Here is a 9,263-nt window from a genome sequence, read left to right on the forward strand (position 1 = left end):
CCCCCGACCTCCAGGCCGTGTTCGCGGCCCTCCCCGGCCCGGCCACGGTGCTGCTGGCGCCCGATGCGCCCGACTTCACCATCGTCGCCACCAGCCGCGTCTTCCAGGACCTGACGCACACCGACGCCAGCCTGCTGGGGCAGCCCCTGTTCCAGGCCTTCTCCGACGCCAACCCGGCCAACCCGCAGGCCACCGGCGTGGCCAACCTGCGCGCCTCGCTGGAGACCGTGCTCGCGACCGGCCAGCCGCACCGCATGGAGACCCAGCGCTACGACCTCTGCCTGCCCGACGGGCGCTGGGAGGCGCGCCACTGGGCGCCGCGGAACACGCCGGTGTTCGCGCCCGACGGCAGCCTGCAGTACATCCTGCACACCGCGGACGACGTCACCGGGGACGTGCATGCGCGCGAGGCACTGCACCGTGCCCAGGAGCGCACTGCGCGCATGCTCACCCGCATGTCCGACGGCTACCTGCTGCTGGACGACGCCTTGCGCGTGATCGACATGAACCCCGCGGCCGAGCGCCTGGTCGGCCGTACGCGCGAGGCGCTGCTCGGGCTGGCGCCCTGGGAAGCCTTCCCGGCCCTGCAGGACACCGAGCTGGTGCAGGCCCTGCGGGACGTGGTGCAGGCCCGCCGTGCGAAGCACGTGCAGCACCTGTGCAGTTCCCTGCCCGGCGAGCGCCACCTGGAGGTGGACGCGCACCCGACCGCCGCGGGCGGCGCGGCCGTGTTCTGGCGCGACGTGACCGAGCGGGTGCGCAGCGAGGAGGCGCTGCGCCTGGCCGACCGGCGCAAGGACGAGTTCCTGGCCACGCTCGCGCACGAGCTGCGCAACCCGCTGGCCCCGGTGCGCACCGGCATCCACATCCTGCGTCGGGCCGGCAACCCCGAGATGGCGCAGCGCACCCTGGCCTCCATGGAGCGGCAGATGACGCACCTGGTGCGGCTGATCGACGACCTGATGGACGTCTCGCGCATCAGCCGGGGCAAGGTGGAACTGCAGCGCGCGCCGGTGGCGCTGAACGCGATCGTGGAAGCGGCGCTGGAGCACGCCCGGCCGGCCATCGAGGCCGCCGGGCAGGCGCTGGACGTGTCGCTGCTGCCCGGGACGCTGACGCTGCACGCCGACGCCACCCGCCTGGTGCAGGTGCTGGGCAACCTGCTGAACAACGCCTCCAAGTACACGCCGGACGGCGGCCGCATCGGCCTGGCGGTCACGCGCGAGGACAGCGAGGCGGTGGTGCGGGTGAGCGACAGCGGCATGGGCATAGCGCCCGGTCAGCTGGCGCAGGTCTTCGAGCCCTTCACGCAGCTGGAGCGCCCGGGCCATGCACGCGGCCAGGGTGGCCTGGGCATCGGCCTGTCCATCTCGCAGCGCCTGGTGCGGCTGCACGGCGGCGCGCTGCGCGTGCACAGCGAGGGCCGGGGTCGCGGCGCCACCTTCAGCGTGCACCTGCCGCTGGTGCCCCCGGCGGGCTGAACAGCCGAGGCTGCCGCGGCGGCGCGTGCAGCCGCTGGCGGCCCGTCGACCGGTCGACGGGTCAGCGTCGGCGCCCGCCCCCGGCGCTCAGCCCAGGTCCAGCGAGAGCGTCTGGAAGCCGACGCGGGCGCTGCCGATGCGCAGCTGCGCGCTGCCCCGGCCCGCCAGCACCAGCGTGACGAAACGCTCGTGGGCGTTGCCGCGCGTCCAGGGCGAGAACACGCTGGGCCCGCCGTAGAGCCCGCCGCCCCAGCCCTCGAGATGGCCGATCTCGACCTCGGGCGCGGGCGCGACCAGCTGCGCGCCGCCCGCGGTGCTGACCGACAGGCGCAGCGGCTCCACGTGCGGCAGCTTGCGCGCCGAGGGCAGGCCGAAGCTGCCGAGGTAGCCGCGGTTGGCGATGCGCAGCTCCACGCACAGGTGCTCGCCCTGCCGCTCCTGGCGCAGCACCTCGACCACCACGCGCGGCGCCAGCGCGGCCACGCGCAGGAAGGCGGCGCTCTGTTCGGCGCAGGTCTGGCCCAGGCGCTCGTAGGGCGGGTTCCAGATGCCCACGCGCGGGTCGAAGCCGCCCAGCTCCACCTCGCCCAGCTGCGGGTGCGTGGCCTTGCGCCAGGGCCTGAAGACGCGGCCGGCGTTGTGCTCGCGGTCGAAGCGCGCGAGCTTGCGCAGGTCCTCGCGCTCCAGCTTGGCGTAGTGGTCCACGAAGGGCTTGCGCCGCTCCAGCCCGATCTGGCGGAACAGGTCCCACAGCTCGATCACATAGGCGAGCGCGCCGCGCTGGTGGTAGGCGTAGTCGGTCAGGTCGCCGCGCAGCGGCTTCTCGGGCTCGTAGAGGAATTCATGGAAGCCGCTCACCGTGGCGTAGCCGGTGTACTTCGTCATCCAGGCCTCGACCTGCTCGTAGATGCCGCGGTCGCCCACGTCCATCTTGCTGTCGGGCTTGTCGCCCAGCGGGCGGATCAGCACGCCGCCGAAGGTGTGCAGGTTGAGCCAGCAGAAGATGTTCGGGTGCTGCGAGGCGAAGGCCAGCACCGCACGCGTCTCGGGCGCGCTGCCCGGGTAGTGGCCCGCGCCCGCCTGCTCCGGGTCGGGCGCCCAGCTGTAGGGGAAGTTGCGGTTGAAGTCGTAGGGGTTGTCGGAGAGGAAGAAGGGCGCGGGCACGTGCCGGCCGTCGAAGTTGGCGATGCGGCCCTCGGGGTAGAGGCGGAAGAAGGGGCCCTCGTCCTCGGGCTGGCGCGCCACCATGACCGGCGGGTCCAGCGGCACGCCGTCCTCGCCGCGCAGCTCGACCAGCTCGCCGTCCGGGTCGCGCACGCGCATGTAGCCGCACTGGCCGTCACCGTCGATGTCGCCGGCCAGCCAGTGCGCGTGGCCGGTGGCGGCGCGGTCGTCCACCGGCGAGGAACGCACGTAGCGGCCCTCGCGCAGCACCGCCTCGGCGCCGTCGGGGGACATGCGCGGCACCACGTAGAACAGGGTCTCGCGCAGCGTGTCCGCCATGGCGGCCGCGAGCGGCTGGCCGCCCACGGTGCTGCCGCCCAGGTGCAGGCCGATCACGTCCTCGGCGATGGCCAGCGCCACGCTGGAGCCGCAGACTTCCGAGGCATGCATGTTGCCGTCGACCCAGACCGCCGGGCGCTTTTCCTCGGGCCTGGGGCCGATGACCAGCAGCGGGATGTCGCGCCCCTGGGCGCTGGTGCCCAGCGACTGCAGCTGCACGAAGCCGGGATGGGCCGTGGCCCAGGCGCGCAGCTGCGCGAGGATCTGTTCGTGGTCCAGGTAGGTCTGTCGGAACATGGTCTTTCGGATGAGCCAGGGTCGCGGGAGTTCGATTGTTCCATGGCCGCTGCCGGGCCGCCGGCCGGCCCGCTGCGCCGCGACGCGCGGCGGCCAGCCCGCCTCAGCGGCCGGTGAAGGCCGGCGCGCGCTTCTCGATGTAGTGGGCCACGCCCTCGCGGAAGTCCTCGCTGGCGAAGGAACGCAGCATCTCCTCGTCGGCCTGTTTCCAGGACGCGTCCAGGTCCTGGAAGAAGGCGTCCCACACCTGCCGCTTGATGACGCCGATGGAACGCGGGGAGGCGGCCTGCACCATCTCGCGCGCGAGGCCCTGCACCGCGGGCAGGAAGTCCTGCGCAGGCAGGGGCCGGACCAGGCCCATGGCCGCGGCCTCGGCGGTCGCGACGGTGCGGCCGCTGAGCAGCAGGTCCAGCGCGTGGGTGGGGCCGACCAGGCGCGGCAGCATCCAGGCGGCGCCGTGCTCGGCGATCAGGCCCCGCCGCGCGAAGGCGGTGGTGAGCTTCTGGCCCTCGGCCATGTAGCGGAAGTCGCAGAACAGGACCAGGCACAGGCCGATGCCGGCGACCGGGCCGTTGATGGCCGCGAACACCGGCTTGGGCACGCGCAGCAGGTAGCTGAAGCGGTGCGCGTAGTTGGCGGCCAGCCCATCCGCGGCGGGCGCGGCGGGCGCGGCGGCCACCGTCTTCGCCGACTCGGGCGCCTTGCCGCCGGCCCCGGCTTCGAGGATGGCCATGTCCGCGCCGGCGCAGAAGCCCCGGCCGGCACCGGTGATGACGATGGCGCGCACGGCCTCGTCCGCGGCGGCGGCCCGCACGGCCTGCTCCACCTCGGCCTGCATGCGGCCCGTCCAGGCGTTGAGGCGCTCGGGCCGGTTCAGGGTGATGGTGCAGACCGCGTCCTGCACCCCGGCGGTGATCTCCTGGTAGTCCATGGTGATCACCGCTTCAGACGTCGCCGCGCAGCATGGCGCCGCCGTCGATGGTGATCGTGGTGCCGGTGATGAAGCGGCCCGCCGGCGAGCCCAGCAGCAGGGCCGCGCCCGAGATGTCCTCGGGCTCGCCGATCATGCCCAGCGGGCTGGCGGCCAGCACCCGGCCCAGGGTGTCGGGGTTGTCCCAGAGCGCCTTGGCGAAATCGGTCTTCACGAGGCCGGGCGCGATGCAGTTCGCGCGTATGCCCTGCTTGCCCCACTCCATGGCCAGGTTGCGCACCATCTGCATGTCGGCCGCCTTGGATACCGCATAGGCCCCCAGCATGCGCGAGCCCGAGAAGCCGGCGATGGAGCTGATGATGACGATGGCGCCGCCGCCGCGCGCGGCCATGCCGGGCGCCACGCGGTTGGTGAGCCAGAGGTTGGACAGGATGTTCACGTCCAGCACCTTGCGGAAGGCTTCGTCGCTGATGCCGGACATGGGGCCGTAGTACGGGTTCACGGCGGCGTTGCAGACCAGCACGTCCACCGCGCCGAAGGCGGCTTCGGTGCGATCCACCAGCGCGTGCACCTGCGCCTTGTCGGCGATGTTGCAGGGCACGGCCAGGGCCTGGCCGCCCGCCTCACGGATCTGCGCGGCCACGGCCTCGCAGGCCTCGGCCTTGCGGCTGCTGATGACCACGCGCGCGCCGGCACGGGCGTAGGCCTGCGCGATGGCCAGGCCGATGCCGCGCGTCGAGCCGGTCACGATCGCGGTCTTGTCCTGGAGCGAGAAGAGCGGGTCCATCGGAGTCTCCGTTGTAGGGATGGGTTGGCGGGCTGGGCGTCGCCCCCATTGTTCGCGCAAGCGGGGCGCGGCGCTGTACAGGCCGCGACAGCGCCAGCGCGCGTGCCACAATGCGCGCCGACATGCGCACATCCCGCCCGCTCGCGACCTCTCTTCTTGCGTTGTCGGGCCTGGTGGCTCTGGGCGTGGCCATGGGCATAGGCCGCTTCGCCTTCACGCCGCTGCTGCCCATGATGCTGGCCGAGCACACGGTGGACCTGCCCGGCGCCAGCCTGCTGGCCAGCGCCAACTACCTGGGCTACCTGCTGGGCGCGCTGGCCTGCACCTTCCAGCCCTGGATCGCGCGGCGCATCGGCCTGGGCACGGCCGTGAACGGGCCGCGCATGGTGCGCGCCGGCCTGGCCGCCACGGTTGTGCTGACGCTGGGCATGGCGGCGCCCTGGCCGGGCGCCTGGGCCCTGCTGCGCTTCGCGGCGGGGGTGGCCAGCGCGGTGGTCTTCATCTACACCTCGGGCTTCTGCCTGGAGCAGCTCGCGCGGCGCGGCGTGCCGGCCATGGGCGCGCTGATCTATGTCGGCCCCGGCCTGGGCATCGTGCTCAGCGGGCTGGCGGCGACGGCGCTGGTGCAGCGGCACGCGCCCGCGGCCACGGGCTGGCTGACCTTCGGGCTGCTGGCCGCCCTGCTCACCGCCACGGTGTGGCGCACCTTCGACCTGCGCCACGCGATCGCCGCGCCTTCGGCCGCCGCGGCGCCCGGGCCGGCTGCGGGCGGCGGCGGCCCGGCCGGCGGCCGCATGGGACTGCTCACGGCCGCCTACGGCCTGGCCGGCATCGGCTACATCATCACCGCCACCTTCCTGCCGGTGATCGCGCGCCAGGCGCTGCCGCAGTCGCACTGGCTGGACATGTTCTGGCCGCTGTTCGGCCTGGGCGTGATGCTGGGCGCGATCGGCGCCTCGCGCATGGGGCCGGCAGCCGACCTGCGCCTGCGCCTGGCGGGCTGCTACGTGATACAGGCCGTGGGCGTGGCGGCCAGCCTGGTCAGCCCCACCCTGCCCGGCTTCGCCATCGGCAGCCTGCTGCTGGGCCTGCCCTTCACGGCCATCACCTTCTTCGCCATGCAGGAGGTGCGGCGCGTGCAGCCGCTGCACGCCACGCGCTACATCGGCCTGCTCACCGCCGCCTACGGGCTGGGGCAGATCGTGGGCCCGCCGCTGGCGGCCGGGCTGGTGGCCCGCAGCGCCAGCACGGCGAGCGGCTTCAACCTCTCGCTGTGGATCGCCACCGGCCTGCTGCTGCTGGGCGCGGCGCTGTACCTGGTGATCGCCCGGCGCGACCCGGTCACGCCCCGCTGAGCGCCGGCTTCAGGAGGAGACGCCCGCCTCGGGGGTGGCGACCTGCAGCAGGCGCCGCACCGGGCCCGCGGCCGGCCGGGCCGCCACCAGGTGCTGCTCGAACTGGCGGGCGGCTTCGGACCAGCTGAAATCGAGCGCACGCTCGCGGGCCTCGGCACGCGGCACCGCCAGCGCGGCCCGGCAGGCGCGCTCCAGCACGGGGTGCATCACGCCGCCCAGGCTGCGGCCCGCGACATCGGTGCGCCCCAGCACCTCCAGCGGCCCGTCGACCGGGAAGGCCGCCACCGGCGTGCCGCAGGCCATGGCCTCCACCATCACCAGGCCGAAGGTGTCGGCATGGCTGGCGAAGACGAACAGGTCAGCCGCGCCATACAGCTGCGCGAGCTCGTGCCGGGGCAGCAGTCCCACCCACTTCACGTTCGGGTACTGGCTGCGCAGCCGCTCCAGCACCGGCCCCACGCCGCACACCACCTTGGTGCCGGGCAGCTCGGTGCGCAGGAAGGCCTCGATGTTCTTCTCGTAGGACACCCGGCCCACGTAGAGCGAAAGCGGGCGCACCAGGGTGCCCAGCGGCGCCCAGTCCACCGGCTGCGCGCGGTAGCCGAACAAGGCCGTGTCCACGCCGTGCGTCCACTCGCGCAGGTTGCGGAACCCGCGGCCCTGCAGCATGCGCAGCACCGAACGCGTGGGCACCATCACGCCCGACGAGGGCGCGTGGAAGTGCCTGAAGAGCGCATAGCCCCAGGACATCGGCACGCGCGCGGCGGCATTCAGGATCTCGGGGAACTTGGTGTGGAAGGCGGTGGTGAAGGCCAGCCGGTGGCGCAGGCAGTGGCGGCGCGCCGCCCAGCCCAGCGGGCCCTCGGTGGCGATGTGGATCGCGTCGGGCTGCAGGGCCTCCAGCAGCGCGGCCACCTTGCGGCCGGGTGCGATCGCGAGGTCGATGCCCGGGTAGCCCGGGCAGGGGCGCGTGGCGAACAGGCCGGGCTGCATCACCTCCACCGTGTGGCCCGCGCCCTGCAGCTCGCGCACCAGTTCGACCAGGGTGGTGACCACGCCGTTGACCTGGGGCTTCCAGGCGTCCGACACCAGGGCGATCCTCATGCGGTTTCCTCCAGCGCGGCGCGGGCCCGCGGCAGTTCATGGCCCGGCGGCAGGTGCACCAGTTCGAGCCGGCCGTCGAAGTGCTCGACGATGGCGCTGCGGCTCTCCACCCAGTCGCCGTCGTTGCAGTACAGCACGCCCTCGATCTCGCGCATCTCGGGCCGGTGGATGTGGCCGCAGACCACGCCCTGGAAGCCGCGCCGCCGCGCCTCGTGGGCCACCGCGCGCTCGAAGTCCATCACGTAGTTCAACGCCTTCTTGACCTTGTGCTTGAGGAAGGCCGACAGCGACCAGTAGGGCAGCCCCAGGCGGCGCCGCAGGTGGTTCAGGTGCCGGTTCAGCCGCAGCGTGAACTCGTACAGGCTGTCGCCCAGGTAGGCCAGCCACTTCGCGCACTGCACCACGCCGTCGAAATCGTCGCCGTGGATCACCCACAGGCGACGGCCGTCGGCCGTCACGTGCACCGCCTCGCGCAGCACCTCGATGCCGCCGAAGTGGTGGCCGGTGAAGTGGCGCGCGAATTCGTCGTGGTTGCCCGGCACGAAGCGCACCTTGCAGCCCTTGCGCGCCGCGCGCAGCAGCTTCTGCACCACGTCGTTGTGGGCCTGCGGCCAGTACCAGCGCTTGCGCAGCTGCCAGCCGTCGATGACGTCGCCGACCAGGTACAGCTGCTCGCAGGGGTTCTGCTTGAGGAAATCCAGCAGGGCCTGCGCCTGGCAGCCCGGCGTGCCCAGGTGGATGTCGGAGATGAAGACGCTGCGCAGCCGCTGCGGCGCCAAGGGCTCGTCCGCCTCCAGCGCGGCATCGCCGCCGTCCAGGAAGGGCGCGGCCAGCGGGCCCAGGGCGTGGAAGCCGGCCCGCACGCTCAGGCCCCGGCGAACTGCTTGCGGTAGCGGGCCGGCAGGTCGGCCACGCGCATCAGCATGGGCAGGTCCGCGGTGTTGAAGTCCGGGTCCCACGCGGGGGCGCCCAGCACCTTGGCGCCCAGGCGCAGGTAGCCGCGGATCAGCGCCGGCGCCTGCACGTCCAGGCTCGCGTCCAGCTGCTCCACCGGCAGCGGCAGGCGCGCCCGCACCTGCCACTCGATGGGCGCGAGGAAGTCCCGGCTCAGCTGGCGCCAGATGCTGGCGGCCACGTCGCCGTTGACCACGCCGTTGTGCAGCATGGGGATGCTGGCGCAGCCGATCATGGTGTCCAGCCGGTTGCGGCCCATGAACTCGGCCAGCGCGCCCCACAGCGCGAGGATCACGCCGCCGTGGCGGTGGTCGCGGTGCACGCAGCTGCGGCCCAGCTCCACCATGCGTTCACGCAGGCTGCGCAGGCGGGTCAGGTCGAATTCGGTGTCGGTGTAGGTGGAGCCCACGCGCTTCGCCTGTGCGGGCGGCAGCACGCGGTAGGTGCCTATGACCTCGCCGGTGCCGCCGTCGCGCACCAGAAGGTGCTCGCAGAAGTCGTCGAACAGGTCGATGTCGTGGCCGGGCTCCGGGGTCGACAGGCGGGCGCCCATCTCCCCGGCGAACACGGACCACCTCAGGCGCTGCGCCGCCCGGACTTCATCCTGGTGCCGGGCCCAGCCCACCACGAGGGGCGCGGCCGGGGCTGCAGCAGGCTGCGCAGCGTGTCGATGAAGTGACCCCCGGGGCAGGGACACGGGCGAGAGCGGCAGCGTGGGGGTGGGCAGTTCTTTCATGGTGGACTCCTCGCGGCCGAGTGTGGGCAGGCGAGGTGACGCGTTCATGGCATTCCGGTGTCGGCGGCGTGACAGGCGGCAGGTCCGCGCTGCATTCCAGAGACCGGCGGACGCG

At 73.2% G+C, this 9,263-nt stretch carries 8 protein-coding genes; 2 read left to right on the plus strand and 6 right to left on the minus strand.

Annotated features, from left to right (window positions below):
• Nucleotides 1–1,481: PAS domain-containing sensor histidine kinase (locus IM725_RS13585; RefSeq protein WP_193781143.1), on the plus strand; the 1,481-nt coding region annotated here is incomplete at its 5' end.
• Between the two features lie 87 nt (nt 1,482–1,568).
• Here IM725_RS13585 and IM725_RS13590 read toward each other — a convergent pair.
• The 3 genes from IM725_RS13590 to IM725_RS13600 form a co-directional block, all read right to left on the minus strand.
• A complete protein-coding gene (locus IM725_RS13590) occupies nt 1,569–3,281 on the minus strand; it encodes a M14 family metallopeptidase (RefSeq protein ID WP_193781144.1) in 1,713 nt (570 codons plus the stop codon).
• Between the two features lie 103 nt (nt 3,282–3,384).
• The gene (locus IM725_RS13595) at nt 3,385–4,212 is read right to left on the minus strand and encodes an enoyl-CoA hydratase-related protein (RefSeq protein ID WP_193781145.1); all 828 of its coding nucleotides are present in this window, start codon (nt 4,210–4,212) and stop codon (nt 3,385–3,387) included.
• 13 nt (nt 4,213–4,225) lie between these two features.
• Nucleotides 4,226–4,999, minus strand: coding sequence for an SDR family NAD(P)-dependent oxidoreductase (locus tag IM725_RS13600; protein ID WP_193781146.1), 774 nt, complete (start codon nt 4,997–4,999; stop codon nt 4,226–4,228).
• Nucleotides 5,000–5,121: 122 nt separating this feature from the next.
• Between IM725_RS13600 and IM725_RS13605 the strand changes: the two genes are divergently transcribed.
• Nucleotides 5,122–6,354 (plus strand): YbfB/YjiJ family MFS transporter, encoded by a 1,233-nt coding sequence (locus tag IM725_RS13605; RefSeq protein WP_193781147.1) that lies wholly within the window; start codon nt 5,122–5,124, stop codon nt 6,352–6,354.
• Between the two features lie 9 nt (nt 6,355–6,363).
• Here the strand turns inward: IM725_RS13605 and IM725_RS13610 are convergent, their stop codons facing one another.
• From IM725_RS13610 to IM725_RS13620, 3 genes are read right to left on the minus strand one after another with little or no spacing between them, the layout of a single operon-like run.
• On the minus strand, nt 6,364–7,458 hold the full coding sequence (locus IM725_RS13610; protein ID WP_193781148.1) for a glycosyltransferase family 4 protein: 1,095 nt from the start codon (nt 7,456–7,458) through the stop codon (nt 6,364–6,366).
• On the minus strand, nt 7,455–8,321 hold the full coding sequence (locus tag IM725_RS13615; protein ID WP_407692524.1) for a UDP-2,3-diacylglucosamine diphosphatase: 867 nt from the start codon (nt 8,319–8,321) through the stop codon (nt 7,455–7,457). The genes IM725_RS13610 and IM725_RS13615 overlap by 4 nt, the downstream gene beginning before the upstream one ends.
• Nucleotides 8,322–8,323: 2 nt before the next feature.
• On the minus strand, nt 8,324–9,148 hold the full coding sequence (locus IM725_RS13620; RefSeq protein WP_193781149.1) for a GNAT family N-acetyltransferase: 825 nt from the start codon (nt 9,146–9,148) through the stop codon (nt 8,324–8,326).
• Between the last annotated feature and the right edge of the window lie 115 nt (nt 9,149–9,263).

The sequence above is a fragment of the Ramlibacter aquaticus genome, assembly GCF_015159745.1.
In the GTDB taxonomy this organism is placed as follows: Bacteria; Pseudomonadota; Gammaproteobacteria; order Burkholderiales; family Burkholderiaceae_C; genus Ramlibacter; species Ramlibacter aquaticus.

Bases quoted from the DNA above. Each gene is read 5' to 3' on its own strand.
- IM725_RS13590 (WP_193781144.1), bottom strand. From the start codon at position 3,281: ATGTTCCGACAGACCTACCTGGACCACGAACAGATCCTCGCGCAGCTG.
- IM725_RS13595 (WP_193781145.1), bottom strand. From the start codon at position 4,212: ATGGACTACCAGGAGATCACCGCCGGGGTGCAGGACGCGGTCTGCACC.
- IM725_RS13600 (WP_193781146.1), bottom strand. From the start codon at position 4,999: ATGGACCCGCTCTTCTCGCTCCAGGACAAGACCGCGATCGTGACCGGC.
- IM725_RS13605 (WP_193781147.1), top strand. From the start codon at position 5,122: ATGCGCACATCCCGCCCGCTCGCGACCTCTCTTCTTGCGTTGTCGGGC.
- IM725_RS13610 (WP_193781148.1), bottom strand. From the start codon at position 7,458: ATGAGGATCGCCCTGGTGTCGGACGCCTGGAAGCCCCAGGTCAACGGC.
- IM725_RS13620 (WP_193781149.1), bottom strand. From the start codon at position 9,148: ATGAAAGAACTGCCCACCCCCACGCTGCCGCTCTCGCCCGTGTCCCTG.